Origin of the sequence: Bacillus sp. AR4-2 (assembly GCF_008274865.1) — a bacterium.
GTDB classification, from domain to species: domain Bacteria; phylum Bacillota; class Bacilli; order Bacillales; family Bacillaceae_G; genus Bacillus_A; species Bacillus_A cereus.
Map to the genome: position 1 here is coordinate 2789069 of NZ_CP031062.1, position 16343 is coordinate 2805411.

A 16343-nucleotide genomic window follows, 5' to 3' on the forward strand; every position below is an offset into this window, starting at 1 on the left:
TGTAAATAAATCCGTTACAATGTATGAACTCCAGAATTTATTGAAAAACTATGTATAAATCGGAGGTGTAAATTTTGAATGATTTCACAGTAGTGCTTATCAAGTTTATATCGTGCATTATCGCATTTAGCATTGGGCTTGCTTTATTTTTCCCTGCAACGTTTGTTCAAATTATTTCATTCAGTCTCTTTGTTACAATCGTATCCTACATGTTCGTTGATAAAATTATTTTAAATCGAATTGGCAATACTGGTGCCATTATGTCGGATTTCTTATTAACATATTTAAGCGTATGGATTTTTGGTAATATTTTATTAGACAACTATATGCAAATTGCATGGGGCAGTATCCTTTCTGCCATCGTCTTCACTTTATCTGAAGTAATCGTTCATCGCTTCTCTAACTCTCATACAAGGCACAACAATGATAACATTCGTATTAATCGCCGCTTTGCATATGGTACAGAGTTTGCTGAAGAACAAAATATATTGGATAAAGATAAGAAAAAGTAACGTTTTAATGCAGGAGCGCCCTTTTTAATTATGTGGTGCTCCTTTTTGTATTTTTTCATTATGGTACGTGAAATTATATAAGTGATTATTTCAAAATACCGAATTACTAACAATATTTGACGCTATTTTTTCTAATAAAAAACTGCCTCTTATTTAGAGGCAGCCACTTTTAAGTCTTTTACTGCAACAACATCCGCAAACGCTCCCAATACTGCGTTATGATGTTTCACAATATCTTCAGCACGTAACACTTCTGTATTAAATGTACTATGCGCATCACTCACTAACGTTACTTTATACCCTTCACTACATGCTCTGCGCGTTGTCGTATCTACACAATACTCTGTTTGCATTCCCGAAAGAATAACGTGTTCAATTCCTTTCTCTTGTAACACTTCGCTTAAGTTTGTATTATGGAATGAATCTGGAGTCGTCTTTTCAACTATATTATCTCCTTCTTGCGGAGCGATGGCCGCATGGATTCGCCATCCATCCGTACCTTTTTCTAACGGATGGTCTTTAGGACCGTTATGTTGGATATAAATAACTGGAATATCATTTGAACGACATTCCCTAATAAGCTCTTGCAATGTTTGTAAAAACTTTCCCCCATTATGTACTGGCATTCCAGCTGTATACATACCCGCTTGCACATCAATTACGATTAATGCTTTTTTCATTTCACACATCCCCCTTTATTTGTATAAGCCATTATTATTGTTTATATTCCATCATCCAACAATCTTCTAATTTCCCCTCATGCAACTCATGTTCCTTTAAAATCTTTACTTTTTTAAATCCACTTTTTTCATAACACTTTATTGCTCGTTCATTATTTACTTTCGGATCCATTGCAATTGCTTCTGCTCCCATTTCACCCATAATATATGTAATTGCTGCCTGAACGAGTTTTGTTCCAATTCCCTTTCCCCAATAGGCTGGTTCACCGATAAATTGGTCCATACCCCATACATTTTGTGATTCTTTATAGCCATATAACGCTTTCCACTCTGAATCCACTGGGTACATTTGTATGTAACCAATCGGAATGGTATCAAATTCTATTAAACATCTTTTTTCATTACTGTTTGGACTATGTATAAAATGATCAAGCACCTTTTCTACAGATTGCGGATTATCTCGTCCTTCGTAATACCGCAGGACTGCTGGGTCCGTTAACCATTTAGAAATGATAGATGCATCATCTTCCATTACGTATCTAATCAATAAACCTTCTTTTTGAAAAAGCATATTATACCTCTATTATTTCTTTATATTTTTTCTTGCTGTTACATCTTTCATTGCACCTACTAATGCATATGGTAGTAATGTAATCGCAAAAAATGCTGTAAATACGTTAAGTTGCGGGATTGTATAGAGTGTGAACCATTCGGTGAAAAATTGAGAATTTAATATTCTATTAAAAAACTCTCCGCCTGGCCTAAAGTTTGGCGCCCACGCAGTGATTTCACACAAAATAAAGTGAAACTTTAATCAGTGGGGGTTTTGTTCATCCCCCACTGATTATTAGTTGAACCAATCGGGGTCTTACTGCCCTTTAATGCGGGGTAAACAGTAACTGAACAATAAAAAATGCCCCTAGATAACGAAACCAAGTCCGTTTCCATATAGGTTGTGCATTTTTTAATATATCTCCCATCTTACCCCCTCCTTAAATATCCATCATATTAATTATACACTTTCCTCACTTTATTTGTTAAAATTTTCTATATAATTAATGCTGTTGGGGGGAAATACATTATGTCTAATCCTATACTTACATCCACTTTAATCATTCTTAGAGGAAACTCCTCAAGTGGTAAAACAACGATTGCAAAACAACTACAAGAACATTTCGGACAAGGAACACTTTTAGTATCACAGGATGTTGTACGTAGAGATATGCTTAGAGTACACGACACAATGGGTAATTTATCACATGATTTACTATTTGAAATTACGAAGTACGGAAAAGGAAAATGTGAATTTGTTATTTTAGAAGGTATATTGAACAGTCATAGGTATGGTGAGATGTTAAAAGAATTAATTCGTTATTTTGATGAAAATGCATTTGCATATTACTTTGATTTATCATTAGAGGAAACTATTAGACGACATAACACAAGAGACAAACGACATGAATTTGGTGAGGATTCCCTACAAAAATGGTATAATCCGCACGATACTATTAAGGTTGCCACAGAAACTATTTTTACAGATAACTTTACGCAAAAAGATATATTTGATGCAATTCTTAATGATGTTGCGATCGAAAAACAAGCCTAACATAATATGTTAGGCTTGTTATGTATTTTGTATTTCAGTTTTTATAATTAAACAATCTATACATAAATAATAGTATATATTCATTTCCCCAAACTGGAAATCAACTACTGAAATAAGTCCACGTTCCTCAATATCTTGAGTAATTGTAGCAACATATTTCATCTCTTTCGCACAAGTTGGACACGCCAAATCCTTTGGAAGATCATCATATAATGGTACGCCTAATAATCTACATACATATTCAGAACCGAACAAGTCAAAAGCTTCCCAGTAACTATCTTCATCTGTAGGTATATCTTCATTTTTCATATTTATAAGCTTTACCGTTGTTTTTGGTAATGAAGCTGGTAACTTATCTTCCTCTTCCATTATCCATTCTTCTGTATTTTGCTGCTTTATGATTTGAACTGTTTTACCTCCATCACTTAACTGAAAATATTGCGGTTCCCACACCATCGCGCAGTTCAAGCATGAAACGAATGGTAAAATATTTAGTTCATTACTTTTAAGTTCAGCAAGTCTCCCATCTTTTAAATCAAAACAGGGAATTTGATGCATCTTCTCACCGCATAACTTACATACTGGCAAATTACAATCTTGACCGCCAAAGTAATGATTATATGAACCTCTTCCTTCAATTACTCTATACCCTTTCCGCTCATTACAATGTGCGCCATATAATTCTATTGTCATATTCTATCCTCGCCTTTTATAAGAATGATTCACAAAATGATAATAATTAAGACTAAAAAACATCGTCTTCCTGAATAGTTTCCATAATAAATTCTTTTAAACTCGGAGATATTTCTTCCATTTCGTCATCCGCGTGATACCAAATATATATTTTATCATCCATTTTTCCATTATTTATTTTAAAGCACAATTTATCCCCTGAACCATCGTCACCAATTATGATAAGATTTTCTGGTATAGACTCATCTCTCATGTCAATATTTTGTCTAACAATATCATCCCAAGTTTTCGTTACATTTCTATTATCTTTAATCGGATATAGTATCCATTTCCCTATTTCAGCATTATTAACTAATTTAATAAGATCCCTATATTGATTTGGGAAAGCAGCACCTAGCTTTTCTTCCGTTTCTTTTATTTGCAACTCCAATACACCTTGTTTCTTTGTTTCAATATATTCTCTTACTTCTTTCATGAAATACACCTATCCTTTGAACTTAATTACACTATTATGAGTGAAAGTGTTTAGTAAACGATTTGATCCGATTTATATATTTCATTATACGTTAACCCTTCGTTTTCAACATACTATTCTTCTCTACTTCTCAATAACCTTCTGTTCTACTTCCTTACCTCATTCTTAATAGTTTTTCTAAACATGAGACAATTTTTATGTTTTATTACAGGTTTATTAATAAGTCATTTAAAAATCCTATTATACTTCCACTAAAAAAATAAAAGCCAGCCTCAATAAAGAGAACTGACTTCTATTTGGATCATTATAGTTACTATAAAATTTTTACTTTAACAGTTTTTCTTCCCCAATTCATAGCTTTACTTTTTGACCCCATTAATACATCAATACGATTACCTTTAATTGCGCTTCCAGTATCACCAGCGATAGCTTCTCCATAACCTTCTACCCATACTTTAGATCCTAATGGGATTACTTTCGGGTCAACTGCGATAATTCTCATATTCGGATTTGCCGTTAAATCATGCCCCATCGCAGTTAAAACGCGTCCACCATATGTACCATTTTCACTTGGATCAGCAGTATACGCTGTCGCTACTACCGTTAATTCACGTTTAGCAGACTGTATGTTGTTTTTAGATGCTTCTTTCGCTCTCTCTTCTTCTTTAGCCTTTGCTATTTCTCTTGCTTTCTCTTCTTTAGCTTTTGCTATTTCTCTTGCTTTCTCTTCTTCTTTAGCTTTTGCTATTTCTCTTGCTTTCTCTTCTTCTTTAGCTTTTGCTATTTCTTGCGCTTTCTCTTCTTCTTTAACTTTTGCTATTTCTCTTGCTTTCTCTTCTTCTTTAGCTTTTGCTATTTCTCTTGCTTTCTCTTCTTCTTTAGCTTTTGCTATTTCTCTTGCTTTCTCTTCTTCTTTAGCTTTTACTATTTCTCTTGCTTTCTCTTCTTCTTTAGCTTTTGCTATTTCTTGCACTTTTTCTTCTTCTTTAGCCTTTGCTATTTCTTGCACTTTCTCTTCTTCTTTAACTTTTACTTCTTCTTTGATTTTTGCCTCTTCTTTAGGCTTTACTATTTCTTGCGCTTTTTCTTCTTCTTTAACTTTTACTTCTTCTTTGACTTTTGCCTCTTCTTTAGGTTTTACTATTTCTTGCGCTTTCCCTTCTTCTTTAGGTTTTACTATTTCTTGCGCTTTCCCTTCTTCTTTAACTTTTACTACTTTTGCCTCTTCTTTAGGCTTTACTATTTCTTGTGCTTTCGTTGTTTCTTTCGCTTTTGCTACTTTCTGCGTCTTTACTTCTTTCTTTTCTTTAACTGATTTTTGTACTTTCGCTACTTGCTTCGTTTTCTCTTCAGTTTTCTTTTCAGTTGGTGCTGTACTTGATAGGAAAGAAACGTTTGCATAAGCAGTTTTTCCTTTATACTCAAATTGCAACCATCCGTCTTTTACTTGATGCGTTGATTCAATTACATCATCTTTTTTTAGTCTGCCAAGAATTTCTGAATCTGTGTTTGCTTCAGTACGTACATTTAACAAATTCGCCGTTACATGATATACATCTTTTGTAAACTCCGAACTTACAAACACTTCTTTACCATTCAACTCAATTTTTGACCAGCCATCTTCGGTATTTATGACTTTTAATTCTTGCCCATTCTTTACTTTTTCGACCACTTTTGATTCTGTAGTCGGTTTTTCACGTACGTTAAGTACATCTGCTGTTACGATTGTTTCTGCGGTAGCAGTTGTGGTAAACGCTCCCAATCCAAAAACAGTTGCTGTTGCTGCGCCAATTACTTTTTTCATATTAGCCTCCATTAAATTTTTTTGAATTTTATCAAATGCCTCCGTAAAATTGTATAATTTTACATAATATCAAAACATTTGCAACAGTATATTAATATTGTTTAATATACTGTTATTAAAACTCCTTACTCCAATACTATCAAATTCTCATTTCTAATTCTATATATTATAAATCTCCTTATCTTTTATAAAAGCTCCATGCCCTTCTTCACACTAAATAGTTGTGGCAATTCCCGCCAAAAATAAACTTACGATTGCTAAAATTTGAGTAGCGACTATAGCCCCTCTTAAATGAAACTTATAATCTTTATAACCTTTCATACCTTCCGTACTAGGAATCACAACAAACCTTGGAGTAATCCAGCAAAAAATTAGCCAATCAATTATAAGTAAATCTACTAAATTGAAAATCATTAAAATACCAAAAGTGTGTAAATAGGCATCCATATACATTAACTTTTCATGCTTATGTAGTATATATGTAGAAACGAAAGGACTACCGAAAAGAATAGTATTATATACAATATTAAAATAAATGGTTTGCTTTTTTTCATGAATCGATTTTGGAAAAACTACTTTTTGAATATCTTTCGGATAATCAGTTAACGAAAGTCGAGGATTATAATATAAGGACCCTAAAATCATTACGGATAGTACAATAGACATGATGACACCAACGTACATCATTTGCTCAAATTGATTCATATGCTTCATTCACCCTTTTCTGTAATTACTATGATGGTCATTCACTTAATTACATATTGTATGTACGTACACAATCAAAAATTAACAACTAGCTTTAATAGCGAAGCAAAATTGTTGTAATGCAAATGCAAATTTAATACAGTGGAAGCCTAATTGATACAGATAGGATTGGTGAAACCTATGAAAATTGAACATATTGCAATTTGGGTAAATGACTTAGAATGTATGCGTGATTTTTATATGAAATACTTTAATGGTAAAGCAAACTCTTTATATCATAATAAAACGAAACAATTTGAATCTTATTTTATTACGTTCGAATCTGGAGCAAGACTTGAACTTATGCGTAAAAAAGGGATTGAAAATAAGCCTAATTTAAACATAACTGGCTATGCTCATATGGCTTTTTCTGTCGGTAGTGAAGAACGTGTGAATGAACTGACAAAGGTGATAAAAGCTGCTGGTTATCCTTTATTGAATGGACCACGTTTTACTGGAGATGGCTATTATGAAAGTGTAATAGGCGATCCGGAAGGTAATCAAATAGAAATTACGATTTAACTTACCCTTTTCCACCACCTCCGTATTTTTCCACCGATTAGGCGGTGCTGTTGCCGAGGTGCCAAATGAGGCGACTGCTTATTTTTACCGAAAAGCACTATCAAACATGTCAATATTTGCTACTTGGGGGCAATCAGAAGGTGCTGGTGGAAGTATTCGATGGGTTGAAGATTTCCGCTTGGCAATGCTCCCCTTTACAAAGGGTGTCTACGTTAATACACCTGACCTTTCCATTAAAAATTGGCCAGATGCATACTTCAGTTGCAGCTTTGACCGATTAATGAAAGTAAAAGCGAAATACGATCCGAAAAATGTTTTTAACTTTCCGCAAAGTATTCCGCTTTTTTAAACTATATATTCCACCTAATATATCAAAATATAAAACATCCATTTTTTTATGGTTGTTTTACAAAAAGAGTTTACATAATATAATTATTAGTTGCTTCTTTTACTAAATATCTATTCAACAATCGAAAGTAACACTTTCTCAAGGTCTTTTTTAGATAACATACTTTCGTTTATATAGCCATTCTTTTAATTGTACTTCATCCAAAGCTCCGTTCCCCTCTCATAATCCTTCACACTATATTCGCTCGTTTTTCACAAAAGGTTCATTTTACATGAAAATTTATTTATTACAATAAAAATATAAGGTATATTTTTATGAAAAGGAGGAATTCAATAATGAATACAGAGGATAAAATTCACGCTGAAAAAGTGTTGAAAAATCTATTCATCGGATCACAAGTTGATGGATTACAATTTGGTATTTCTCCAGGCGCTATAAAGATTCATTTCACAAACTTTCACGACTCAGTTGATTATGACGGACAATTATATATCAATATCGAATCCAAATGGTGTTTATTTAATAAACCTCAAAAAAGCTACCCATTAAATGAAGATGAATTTGAAGTTTATTCTGAGAAAGAAGAATATGAAAGAATATGTAAGATAAGAAGACAAAAAGTTACCGATATACAACTTGGCTTAGAAAGCCCTCATTTAATTATTACATTAGAGAGTGGACAAATTATTTTTTTAAATGGTTTTCATGATTATTATGAATGTTGGCAAGCTGGTGTCCTATGTGAGCAATGGCTTGTAGTCGCTGCACCTGGGAATGAAATCGCCACTTGGGCTCCCGATGAGTTTACCGATAAGTAAACTGTCTTCACGGAGAAGAAACGAAGATATTTTATGAAGTACTATACTAATGAACTACATAATCATTTCTATTACACGTAAACAAAATGACGATTTTACTTTAATAGAACTCACTTTATTAAAGTTGAAAGGATGATAATGATGGCATGTGTCCATGATTTTGGAATAATTGACGATTTTACTTCTCAAAAAAATTACGAAGATTATACACCAGAGAAATATCATTGTATATCTGTTGATGATGATATTATCAGTAGTTTAAATCAAAATTTATCAATTATGAAAACCTACTTCCATACAGTCAAAAATCAGAAATACGGTTTAGCTTATTGTGGTATTACAATTATCCCGCCTGAATCATTAGCAATTTTCTATGAAACAGTTACATCCTCAAAGTTCTTCAGAAAATCTGATGAGCTGAATGAGTTAGCTTCAAAAATTGTACAAGCTGCAGCAGAACAGAAGTACATGATCCATTATGGGGTTTAAATGTAATTCAAAAAATGCTTAGGATTTCTCCGAAGCATTTTTTGTATGTTACTAATACATTTATTCCTTAACCATTTAGTCAATGCTTGATCCTATGGCCCCATCTTTTACAAGTGAGGGCGCCCCTATTAATCTAAATAAGCGTCTCATTTCCAATCTTCCAGCTAAACCATCTCCCATGCCCTTCTGTTTCTCCAACTGTTTCACGATATTCGTTTCCGTTAATATAATAATCAATATGAAGGTCACGATCCCACATGTTGTTATACAGGTGGAATACATCACGTTTTGCTCCAATTTCTTGTATTTGTTTTTCTAACTTATGTTTTACTTGTTCTGGTATTTGATTTGCAACATGTGTATGGAAAATACAAATAACAGCTTCTTCACTTATTTGTTCAATAATAGATGATAATAGCTCTACACCGTCTCCTTCTATTAATTGGACAGATTCATTTTTCACTAAAGATGCAGCTTGATCAAACATCTCAAGCCTTTCTTTATGTTCTGGCCAAATTAAAGCACGTAACCATAAATAATCTTCCTCATTATGTAAATCATTCACATGTAAGTCCAGTCCGATTCTTTCTACGACAGATGGGCTTTCTTTTAGAAAATGCGGCACATTTTCCCCTCTTATTTCAGAAGTTACATGCACATTTGAATTTATATTCCCGTACATTTTATTCGTTTCGTACGAAGAACGATATTGGTCCCAGAACAATTGCAACCCAGAACTTGTCCCAATTTCAATTAACGCTAACGGCTTCTTCACTTTCTTAAATATGTAGCAGAAACTTGGGTATAAGTATGCGCACCGTCTTACTTCATTCGTTTGAACAAGTTTTGTTTGTAACAAAGTAATGATTTCTTCTCGGTACTCTTTACAGAAATCTTTAAAATGATTAAAAGCTTTATCTAAATTTGTATCAGCATCTTCAACTAAACTACTATAATACGTTTTTAAATGATGTTCTTTCCCTGCTAACAATAAATAATGTACTGCACCTAATAGTAAGTTTGGGACTGGTTGACCTACCTGAGCATAGGACGATAGTGTAAGTACTTCCTCATCTTCAGCAATTTTCATTGATAAATATTCATATAAATCACTTGACCCTTTACATTCCTTTATTGAAAAGTTTCGAAATAAGTTTGAAATTTGCTCTTTTGTACGCATTAAAATCCCTCCTTTTTTTCAGAATAATCTTACCATTACAGAAAGAATAATCCCATAAAAAGGTACTCGATTTAGTCCCTTAAGGATACGTAAGCTTTTTCGAGATAATTTCAAACTGTAATTTTTTTCTATTTATCACCTTAAAAGAGCTTGTTAAATAAGATTTTTAGCGAATAAAACGTTAAATAGTTTAAAATTATCAGATAACACTAGATATTTTAGTCTATTAATTATTATAATAGAGTATGAGATGGTTATATAATTGAGACAAAAAAGGTATACACCTAGGTGGGGCCTAGGCGGTGTTTCTCTTTTACGGCTTAGACATAGAAAACACCTACACTTTTTTGCCAATATAGGGGATGGAGAGATTATCATGAGCAACATGCAGCAAAAAACAGACGTTATCTTAATTGGTGCAGGAATTATGAGTGCAACGTTAGGCTCATTACTAAAAGAATTAGCACCAGAATGGGAAATTAAAGTTTTTGAAAAACTCGCAAGTGCCGGGGAAGAAAGCTCTAACGAATGGAATAATGCAGGTACAGGGCATTCTGCGCTATGCGAACTGAACTATACTTCCGAAAAAGCTGACGGATCTATAGATATTAGTAAGGCTGTAAAAGTGAATGAGCAATTCCAGCTTTCAAGACAATTTTGGGCATATCTTGTAAAGAGCAAATTAATTCGTAATCCACAAGATTTTATTATGCCACTACCTCATATGAGTTTAGTACAAGGGAAAAAAAATGTTGAGTTTCTAAAAAACCGTTTTGAAGCGCTTTCAAAAAATCCACTGTTTCAAGGAATGGAATTTTCTGATGCTCCTGAAACATTAAAAAAATGGCTTCCACTCATTATGGAAGGCCGCACATCTAATGAACCGATGGCGGCAACGAAGATTGACTCTGGAACAGATGTTAACTTCGGTGCATTAACACGTATGTTGTTTGATTACTTAAAAACAAAAAATGTCGAGCTAAACTACAAGCATAGTGTCGAAAATATTAAGCGCACGAAAAATGGTTTGTGGGAAGTAAAAGTACACGATATGAATAGTGGTAAAATTGAGCATCATACTGCTAAATTCGTCTTTATTGGCGGCGGTGGCGGTAGCCTACCTCTACTTCAAAAGACTGGTATCCCTGAATCAAAACATATCGGTGGATTCCCGGTAAGTGGACTATTTATGGTATGTAAAAACCCAAAAGTTGTAGAGCAACATCATGCGAAAGTGTACGGTAAAGCTAAGGTTGGTGCTCCGCCAATGTCTGTACCTCATCTAGATACGAGATATATAGACAATAAAAAAGCTTTACTGTTTGGACCATTCGCAGGCTTCTCACCTAAATTCTTAAAAACAGGTTCAAATCTTGACTTAATCGGTTCTGTAAAACCGAATAACGTCTTAACGATGTTAGCCGCTGGTGTAAAAGAAATGGGACTTACAAAATACTTAATTCAGCAAGTTATGTTATCACATGAAAAACGTATGGAAGAATTACGCGAATTCATTCCGAACGCGAAAAGTGAAGATTGGGATATTGTAGTTGCTGGGCAACGTGTACAAGTAATTAAAGATACTGATGCTGGCGGTAAAGGGACACTTCAATTTGGTACAGAAGTAGTAAGTGCAGCTGACGGCTCAATCGCCGCATTACTAGGCGCATCACCAGGTGCTTCTACTGCTGTTCACGTCATGCTTGAAGTATTAGAAAAATGTTTCCCAAGCCGCATGGTAGAATGGGAAGAAAAAATAAAAGAAATGATTCCTTCATATGGCATTTCACTAACTGAAAATCCAAGATTGTTCCAAGATCTTCACACTTCTACTGGTCGTACACTTGGATTAAACGAAAAAGAAACTGTTCATAATTAATGAAGAAATAAAAAAACGTCCGATATATTCGGACGTTTTTTTGTCTACTAAAAATTATACTTATCAATATTATCTTTCGTAAATACAACTCGTTCTGGTAATACGATAATTCCATTCCCTTCTGCCTCATAATCATATCCTTGAATGGAGTTTGGCTCTACCTTCACTTTTCCAATTCCTTTTACTTCGAAGCTATCCCCTACTTTTAACTTCTTCCCTTTTACAACAATTTCATTTGCTACATACGTTGCGAGAGCACCTTGTTGTTTTACATCCCATAAACCAAATTGTGCTACTGTTCCTCGTTTTACGTAATCACGCATAACGTTTGGTGTAGAGAAGCCAGTTACGACAACCTTTTTATCCATTTTTAAATTTTCAGCTGCTTGTGCCATTGCCGGAAGTGCCGTTGCATCTGGACAAATGACTGCGTTAATATCAGGATACGTTTTTAAAATATTCTCTCCTACTGACAAAGACTTTTGCGCATTATTTTCACCGTACTGCGTCGTTACAATTTCCCAGTTCGGATATTTCTTTTTAATAATTTCTTTCGCTTTCGTTACCCATTGGTTTTGATCCGTTACTGTCGGGCTAGAATAAAAGAAGGCTACTTTTCCTTTATCTCCAATTTGCTTTGAAGTCATTTCTATTAATAAATTAGCAAGTTGGTCTGGTGTTCCTTGGCTTATATAAAAAGAACGATCTTTCGGATTCACATCAGAATCCCATGTTAACACCGTCATCCCTTTTTTCTTAGCACGTTGCAGTGATTGCGATAACCCATCCACTGACGTAGATGAAACCATAAGTGCATCATAGTTTTGATTAATGAAATTGTTTATATATTTAACTTGCCCTGAAACACTCGCTTCAGACGGTCCATCATACTTCACTTGCACGCCTAACTTATCTCCCATCTCTTTTGCCCCTTCACCACCCGATGTGAAGAAACCAACCCCTGTTAATTTCGGAATAAATGCAAATTTCACATCATCAACCTTTTTCTTATCTGCCGTTTGACTAGAACACGCAATTAAACCGATTAAACAAATACATACAATCAATACAATCCCCAGTTTTCTCTTCATGACATTTCCCCCTTATGCAAATTCTTTCTTTTCTCCGCTAAGAATTGATGTAATTTGAAATGTCTCATAATAACTGAAAGAATAAGGATAATACCTATTACTACATTGGATTGTTCATTTGTTAAACCCGTCATTTGCAAGCCATACTGCATGAGCCCAATGAAAATACTCGCCAGTACAGTACCAATAATGCTTCCTTTTCCGCCTGTAATAAGTGTACCGCCTAAGACGACTGCTGTAATGATTGGTAAAATTGTTTCACTTCCCATATCAGCACGTGCGGAACCGAAGTAGGCAGTTAAGAAAGCGCCTCCTAATCCACCTCCTAACCCTGAAAGTATGTAAGCAATAATGACTACTTTTTTCGTTTTAATCCCAGTGTATTTTGCTGCATTTTCGTTCGCACCTGTTAATTTTACATGGCGCCCGTATATAGTTCGATGAAATAATACAGTACATAAAACTGTTAATACGATCAGTAGCCATAATAAATTCGGTATTCCTATAAAACTACCATTTGCCAGTTGTACAAATACGTCTGGTAAACCGCTTATTCCTTCATACCCAGAAGCACCTGCCCCTCCTGAAATGACGAGGGCAATTCCCCCGTATAAAAACATCGTTCCGAGTGTAACGACGAGTGGTTCTACATCCGTCATTTTTATAATCAGTCCGTTTAAAGCGCCTGCTAAACAACTAATTATTAGGGCGATTATAACAGCAAACAAAATAGGTATTCCGTTCATCCAAAGTACACCGATTAAGATCGAAGTGAGCCCCATTATTGAGCCGATCGATACATCAATTCCTCCTGTTACTATAACAAAAGTCATTGGTATCGCCGCAATTGCGATAAATAAGAAATCATTTGTACTAAAAAGGAGATTACTAATATTTAAGAAATCACTATTTATTAAACTAAAAAGGATGAATTCTACAAGAAGTAATACAATTAGAACCCCTTCCCATCTATATACATACTTCATAGATTCATCCTCCTTTCTGCCTTCCACTTTTTCATAACACTATCTAATATGATGATAAGTAATAATAAAAAACCTGAAATAGCATTATTCCAAAATGCTGGTATTTTTAAAAAGACGAGTGAGCTACTTATTGTTTCTAAAAATAACGCTCCTAATGCAGCTCCAAATAAAGATCCTGTTCCTCCTTTTAAGTGAATTCCTCCTAGTACAGCGGCTGCGATTACTTGTAATTCTAATCCTGTACCTGTTTGATTTGGCACGAAACCGATATTCATAACAAATATGCAACCAGCGATCGCAGCGCTTATGCCTGAAATCATAAACGCATATATCTTCACTTTATTAACAGGTATACCAATAAGCCTCGCGCCATCTTCATTATCACCTACCGCATAAAAGTATCTTCCCAATGGCACTTTTCTTAAAAAGAAGTATAGTAGTAGTAAAATAATAAGAACGAACCATACAGTTATAGGTAAACCAAGAATGATGATAGATGGCAGCTGCTTAAAATCGTTTGGAATATCTTCAATCCACTTCCCGCCTGTGAAAATTAACATTGTACCTCTAATAATTCCTAACATGCCTAATGTCATAATAATGGCTGGTACCCGAAACTTCGCAACTCCAATACCATTTACGAAACCAATAATGGCCCCAAGTATAATAGCTACAAATATCGACAAGAATGCACTATACCCATTCGTTAACATCATTCCGCAAACTGCTGCACTTAACCCCATGCTTGAACCAACTGATACATCTATATTTTTCGTAAATAAGACGAACGATTGACCGATTGCTAGCACGACTAAAATAACGCTTGATTTCATCAGTAAAGATAACGAGTTAAATTGAATAAAACTAGGGTTTATCATTCCTACAATAGCTATATAAATTAGTAGTAACAGTATGATAGACGTTTCATGCACTTTTAACATATGTTTCATTCCGCTACACCTCCGTATGCAAGGCGTGTAACTTCATTCACACTCAGTTGTTCTTTTTCCATATGAGAAACAAATCGCCCATTTCTCATTACATATACACGGTTTACTAATTGGACAATTTCTTCAACATCTGAAGAGATTAATAAAATTGCGAGTCCTTCCCTTTTCATTTTTTTTATCGTCTCATACACTTCAAGCCTTGCTTTCGCATCAATTCCGCGAGTCGGCTCATCAAGAATAATAATTTTAGGATTACATGCAAGATACTTCGCAAGCACGACCTTCTGCTGATTACCTCCTGATAAAGATGCCAGTTCTTTATTCATATTCTGTACAACAATTCGGAACTGTTCTATAAACGAATTAACTAAAGCGCTTTCTTTTTCTTGATTTATAAAAAAGCGATTATTTTGATATAAACTTGCTGCTGCAATATTTTCTTTAACAGAAGCAATTGAGAAAATTCCATTCCTCGCCCTATCCTCTGGCACATAAACTAGTCCTTCGTCTAGCCTTTTATGCAAAGAACACGTATCAATTGATTTTCCACCCAATAAGATAGACCCTGATTTTATAGTTTTCAATCCAAATATCGCTTCTGCTAATTCCGTTCTGCCAGATCCTATAATGCCAGCAACACCTACAACCTCACCCGCATGTACAGTGAATGATATATTCTCGAATGCGTGACCATTTATATCAACCACTTCTAATATTTTTTTCGTCTTTACTGTCTCTTGAACTACTTCTATTTTCTCTTTCTGTTTATATCCTTTTGGCAATAGTCCCTCCATCAGCATGTCATATGTATAGTCACATACATCACCTTGGCTTACAACCATTCCATCACGTAGTATTGCTACTTTGTTGGCAATTTCAAAGATTTCTGGAAAACGATGCGTAATATAAATCATCCCAATTCCTTTTTCTTGTAAACTTTTCATCAACACAAAAAGACTCTTAATTTCGTGTGTTGTTAATGTCGATGTTGGCTCATCTAGAATAAGAATCTCAGCTTCTCTTATTAATCCTCTAACGATTTCTACTAACTGTTGTTGCGCAATCGATAATGTTCCTCCTAGTTTATTAAGGTCAATATCCCATCCTAAGCTGCTAATCAATTGCTGAATCTGTACTTTTAGTTTCTTTTTCTTTTCTTTTAACCCGATACATATATTTTCTTCAATAGTCATATGCGGAAAAATGAGTGGTTCTTGCGGTATTAAATAAATACCTTTTCGGTGTGCTTCTGATGGATTTGAAAACTGTTGCTTCATTCCTTTTACATACATCTCTCCATCATCATACGAATATAACCCCGTTAATATTTTCATTAATGTTGATTTCCCGGCGCCATTTCCCCCCACTAAAGCGTATATATCTCCGCGCTCTACTTGTAAGTTCACTTCTTTTAATACAAGTTGATTTAAAAACGCCTTACTCATTTTCTTTACTTGTAATAAAGGTACGTTCTCCACATGATGTCACCTGCCTTTATCCAGAACATTTTTTGAGAAAATGATTATTTGTTCTACTTGTTTTGTAGCATTGTATATTCCTTTTTT

18 protein-coding genes and 1 pseudogene are annotated in these 16343 nt (G+C 34.4%); 7 read left to right on the forward strand and 12 right to left on the reverse strand.

Annotated features, from left to right (window positions below; genetic code table 11):
* Window positions 1–74: 74 nt before the first annotated feature.
* Entirely contained in the window at window positions 75–512 is a 438-nt protein-coding gene (locus tag DN399_RS14445; protein WP_000997702.1) for a YndM family protein, read from the forward strand.
* A gap of 149 nt (window positions 513–661) precedes the next feature.
* On the opposite strand, the gene DN399_RS14455 is transcribed toward DN399_RS14445, so the two are convergent.
* From DN399_RS14455 to DN399_RS14465, 3 genes and pseudogenes are all read right to left on the reverse strand, one after another.
* On the reverse strand, window positions 662–1192 hold the full coding sequence (locus DN399_RS14455) for a cysteine hydrolase family protein (RefSeq protein WP_000709539.1): 531 nt from the start codon (window positions 1190–1192) through the stop codon (window positions 662–664).
* A gap of 34 nt (window positions 1193–1226) precedes the next feature.
* Window positions 1227–1763 (reverse strand): GNAT family N-acetyltransferase, encoded by a 537-nt coding sequence (locus DN399_RS14460; RefSeq protein WP_000898772.1) that lies wholly within the window; start codon window positions 1761–1763, stop codon window positions 1227–1229.
* Between the two features lie 12 nt (window positions 1764–1775).
* Window positions 1776–2172 (reverse strand): annotated as a pseudogene (locus DN399_RS14465) (YfzA family protein).
* A 101-nt stretch (window positions 2173–2273) separates the two neighbouring features.
* Here DN399_RS14465 and DN399_RS14470 point away from each other — a divergent pair.
* On the forward strand, window positions 2274–2798 hold the full coding sequence (locus DN399_RS14470) for a kinase (protein WP_000070150.1): 525 nt from the start codon (window positions 2274–2276) through the stop codon (window positions 2796–2798).
* A gap of 18 nt (window positions 2799–2816) precedes the next feature.
* On the opposite strand, the gene DN399_RS14475 is transcribed toward DN399_RS14470, so the two are convergent.
* From DN399_RS14475 to DN399_RS14490, 4 genes are all read right to left on the reverse strand, one after another.
* Window positions 2817–3491, reverse strand: a complete 675-nt coding sequence (locus DN399_RS14475; RefSeq protein ID WP_149149719.1) for a hypothetical protein — start codon at window positions 3489–3491, stop codon at window positions 2817–2819.
* Window positions 3492–3543: 52 nt separating this feature from the next.
* Entirely contained in the window at window positions 3544–3966 is a 423-nt protein-coding gene (locus DN399_RS14480; protein ID WP_006928545.1) for an SMI1/KNR4 family protein, read from the reverse strand.
* A gap of 313 nt (window positions 3967–4279) precedes the next feature.
* Entirely contained in the window at window positions 4280–5770 is a 1491-nt protein-coding gene (gene entB, locus DN399_RS14485) for a cell wall-binding protein EntB (RefSeq protein ID WP_255478080.1), read from the reverse strand.
* Between the two features lie 213 nt (window positions 5771–5983).
* Window positions 5984–6475 carry a hypothetical protein gene (locus tag DN399_RS14490; RefSeq protein WP_001071240.1) on the reverse strand — a complete coding sequence of 164 codons (492 nt, stop codon included), beginning with the start codon at window positions 6473–6475 and terminating at the stop codon, window positions 5984–5986.
* A gap of 180 nt (window positions 6476–6655) precedes the next feature.
* On the opposite strand from DN399_RS14490, the gene DN399_RS14495 reads away from it, so the two are divergent.
* The 4 genes from DN399_RS14495 (at window position 6656) to DN399_RS14510 (ending at window position 8692) form a co-directional block, all read left to right on the forward strand.
* Complete coding sequence (locus tag DN399_RS14495; protein WP_006924503.1) at window positions 6656–7036, forward strand: VOC family protein; 381 nt, start codon at window positions 6656–6658, stop codon at window positions 7034–7036.
* Window positions 7037–7094: 58 nt separating this feature from the next.
* The gene (locus DN399_RS14500; RefSeq protein WP_001132392.1) at window positions 7095–7385 is read left to right on the forward strand and encodes a BBE domain-containing protein; all 291 of its coding nucleotides are present in this window, start codon (window positions 7095–7097) and stop codon (window positions 7383–7385) included.
* A gap of 335 nt (window positions 7386–7720) precedes the next feature.
* Window positions 7721–8203, forward strand: a complete 483-nt coding sequence (locus tag DN399_RS14505; RefSeq protein WP_001090913.1) for a hypothetical protein — start codon at window positions 7721–7723, stop codon at window positions 8201–8203.
* Window positions 8204–8341: 138 nt separating this feature from the next.
* Window positions 8342–8692: a hypothetical protein gene (locus tag DN399_RS14510; protein ID WP_001999997.1), complete on the forward strand. Its 351-nt coding sequence runs from the start codon at window positions 8342–8344 to the stop codon at window positions 8690–8692.
* A gap of 133 nt (window positions 8693–8825) precedes the next feature.
* Here DN399_RS14510 and DN399_RS14515 read toward each other — a convergent pair whose 3' ends face one another.
* Entirely contained in the window at window positions 8826–9872 is a 1047-nt protein-coding gene (locus DN399_RS14515; protein WP_149149721.1) for a DUF2332 domain-containing protein, read from the reverse strand.
* Between the two features lie 376 nt (window positions 9873–10248).
* Between DN399_RS14515 and DN399_RS14520 the strand changes: the two genes are divergently transcribed.
* On the forward strand, window positions 10249–11751 hold the full coding sequence (locus tag DN399_RS14520; RefSeq protein ID WP_006924506.1) for a malate:quinone oxidoreductase: 1503 nt from the start codon (window positions 10249–10251) through the stop codon (window positions 11749–11751).
* A 47-nt stretch (window positions 11752–11798) separates the two neighbouring features.
* Here DN399_RS14520 and lsrB read toward each other — a convergent pair whose 3' ends face one another.
* Genes lsrB through DN399_RS14540 form a run of 4 tightly spaced genes read right to left on the reverse strand, consistent with a single transcriptional unit; the run spans window position 11799 to window position 16256 of the window.
* Window positions 11799–12842, reverse strand: coding sequence for an autoinducer 2 ABC transporter substrate-binding protein LsrB (gene lsrB, locus DN399_RS14525; protein WP_000823665.1), 1044 nt, complete (start codon window positions 12840–12842; stop codon window positions 11799–11801).
* Window positions 12839–13828, reverse strand: a complete 990-nt coding sequence (locus DN399_RS14530) for an ABC transporter permease (RefSeq protein WP_000878526.1) — start codon at window positions 13826–13828, stop codon at window positions 12839–12841. Before DN399_RS14530 ends, lsrB begins: the two co-directional genes overlap by 4 nt.
* Window positions 13825–14778 carry an ABC transporter permease subunit gene (locus DN399_RS14535; RefSeq protein ID WP_006924514.1) on the reverse strand — a complete coding sequence of 318 codons (954 nt, stop codon included), beginning with the start codon at window positions 14776–14778 and terminating at the stop codon, window positions 13825–13827. The genes DN399_RS14530 and DN399_RS14535 overlap by 4 nt, the downstream gene beginning before the upstream one ends.
* Entirely contained in the window at window positions 14775–16256 is a 1482-nt protein-coding gene (locus DN399_RS14540) for a sugar ABC transporter ATP-binding protein (protein ID WP_006924516.1), read from the reverse strand. Before DN399_RS14540 ends, DN399_RS14535 begins: the two co-directional genes overlap by 4 nt.
* Window positions 16257–16343: the final 87 nt, after the last annotated feature.

Excerpts from the sequence above, each read along its gene's own strand:
- DN399_RS14455 (WP_000709539.1), bottom strand. The coding sequence starts at position 1,192 with ATGAAAAAAGCATTAATCGTAATTGATGTGCAAGCGGGTATGTATACA.
- DN399_RS14480 (WP_006928545.1), bottom strand. The coding sequence starts at position 3,966 with ATGAAAGAAGTAAGAGAATATATTGAAACAAAGAAACAAGGTGTATTG.
- DN399_RS14530 (WP_000878526.1), bottom strand. The coding sequence starts at position 13,828 with ATGAAGTATGTATATAGATGGGAAGGGGTTCTAATTGTATTACTTCTT.
- DN399_RS14490 (WP_001071240.1), bottom strand. The coding sequence starts at position 6,475 with ATGAATCAATTTGAGCAAATGATGTACGTTGGTGTCATCATGTCTATT.
- DN399_RS14505 (WP_001090913.1), top strand. The coding sequence starts at position 7,721 with ATGAATACAGAGGATAAAATTCACGCTGAAAAAGTGTTGAAAAATCTA.
- DN399_RS14510 (WP_001999997.1), top strand. The coding sequence starts at position 8,342 with ATGATGGCATGTGTCCATGATTTTGGAATAATTGACGATTTTACTTCT.
- DN399_RS14535 (WP_006924514.1), bottom strand. The coding sequence starts at position 14,778 with ATGAAACATATGTTAAAAGTGCATGAAACGTCTATCATACTGTTACTA.
- lsrB (WP_000823665.1), bottom strand. The coding sequence starts at position 12,842 with ATGAAGAGAAAACTGGGGATTGTATTGATTGTATGTATTTGTTTAATC.
- DN399_RS14470 (WP_000070150.1), top strand. The coding sequence starts at position 2,274 with ATGTCTAATCCTATACTTACATCCACTTTAATCATTCTTAGAGGAAAC.
- DN399_RS14495 (WP_006924503.1), top strand. The coding sequence starts at position 6,656 with ATGAAAATTGAACATATTGCAATTTGGGTAAATGACTTAGAATGTATG.
- entB (WP_255478080.1), bottom strand. The coding sequence starts at position 5,770 with ATGAAAAAAGTAATTGGCGCAGCAACAGCAACTGTTTTTGGATTGGGA.
- DN399_RS14460 (WP_000898772.1), bottom strand. The coding sequence starts at position 1,763 with ATGCTTTTTCAAAAAGAAGGTTTATTGATTAGATACGTAATGGAAGAT.
- DN399_RS14520 (WP_006924506.1), top strand. The coding sequence starts at position 10,249 with ATGAGCAACATGCAGCAAAAAACAGACGTTATCTTAATTGGTGCAGGA.
- DN399_RS14475 (WP_149149719.1), bottom strand. The coding sequence starts at position 3,491 with ATGACAATAGAATTATATGGCGCACATTGTAATGAGCGGAAAGGGTAT.
- DN399_RS14515 (WP_149149721.1), bottom strand. The coding sequence starts at position 9,872 with ATGCGTACAAAAGAGCAAATTTCAAACTTATTTCGAAACTTTTCAATA.